Source organism: Actinomycetospora sp. (assembly GCF_055612215.1).
The window spans coordinates 1-1,187 of record NZ_JBVPVA010000094.1; the positions used below are offsets into that span (position 1 = coordinate 1).

Genomic DNA, 1,187 nt, shown 5'->3' on the forward strand with positions numbered 1-1,187 from the left:
GACCTCGTCCGCGACCCGGGCGAGCGCGTCGTCGAGGTGGGCGAGCGCGGGCAGGTCCGGAGGCGTGTCCACCAGGTGCGGCGGCCCGCCGAGGCTCGCGACGGCCATCATCTCGGCCATGGCCCCGCGACGGCCCAGGGCTGCCACGAACCGGGCGGTCAGGGCGTCGACGGCTGGGCCGGGTGCGCTCACGGAGGGGTGGGCCGGTAGAGGATCGAGCGGGTGTTCTCCTCGGAGTAGTACGCCTCCATCTCGGCGAGCGTCATGTCGTCGGTGGTGCGCTTCGCCATCTGCGCGATGCTCGGGAGGTCGTCCTCGGGCCACGTCTCCGGTTCCCACAGCCCGGAGCGCAGGAAGGCCTTCGCGCAGTGGGTGAAGACCTCCTCGACGCCGACCTCGAGCACCAGCCGCGGGACGTGGCCCTTGTGGCTGAGCCCCTCGGCGTAGGGCGGGTCGAGCAGGATCCGGGCGGTCCCGTTCACGCGCAGCGTGTCGGTGCGCCGGGGCACGAGGAAGATCAGCCCGACGCGCGGGTTCTCGAGGATGTTGAGGAACCCGTCGACGCGACGGTTCCCGGGCCGGTCGGGCACCACGAGCGTGCGGTCGTCGAGCACGTGCACCGAGCCCGCCGGGTCGCCCTTGGGGGAGACGTCGAGCGAACCGTCGCCGCCCGCCGTCGCGACCATCTGGAAGGGACTGCGCGCGATGAACGCGCGGTCGACGTCGTCGAGCCGGTCGCGCTGCTTGACGACGGCGCGCCGCACCGGTTCCCCGACGACGTCGCGGAGCTGCTCGGCGCTGGTGATCTCGGTCCCGCCCGCTCGGTCCACCGCTCGATCCTAGTCCGTCAGGCCAGCGCCTTCTCCAGGCTCCGGGCGGCGGCGAGCAGGTCGTTGGCCCACCGCGAGCCCGGTTTGCGCCCGATGCGGTCCACCGGACCGGAGACCGAGACCGCCGCCACGACGCCGCCGTCGGGCCCCCGGACGGGCGCCGACACGCTCGCCACCCCGGCCTCGCGCTCCGCGACGCTCTGGGCCCAGCCCCGCCGCCGGACCTCCGCGAGCAGGTCGCCGCCGAACACCTCGGCCGGCGTCCGCCCGTCGACGAGGGCCACGTCGGGCTCCGACCAGGCGGCGAGGACCCGCGCCCCCGAGCCCGCCGTCATGGGCAGCCGCACCCCGACCGGC

At 75.1% G+C, this 1,187-nt stretch carries 3 protein-coding genes; all 3 read right to left on the minus strand.

The features are described from left to right. A partial coding sequence (locus AC0CYZ_RS02180) for a hypothetical protein (RefSeq protein WP_472211880.1) occupies nt 1–192 on the minus strand: 192 nt, incomplete at its 3' end. Further along, entirely contained in the window at nt 189–830 is a 642-nt protein-coding gene (locus AC0CYZ_RS02185; RefSeq protein ID WP_472211883.1) for a pyridoxamine 5'-phosphate oxidase family protein, read from the minus strand. The genes AC0CYZ_RS02180 and AC0CYZ_RS02185, both read right to left, overlap by 4 nt. 17 nt (nt 831–847) lie before the next feature. Next, nucleotides 848–1,187: IclR family transcriptional regulator domain-containing protein (locus AC0CYZ_RS02190; RefSeq protein ID WP_472211886.1), on the minus strand; the 340-nt coding region annotated here is incomplete at its 5' end.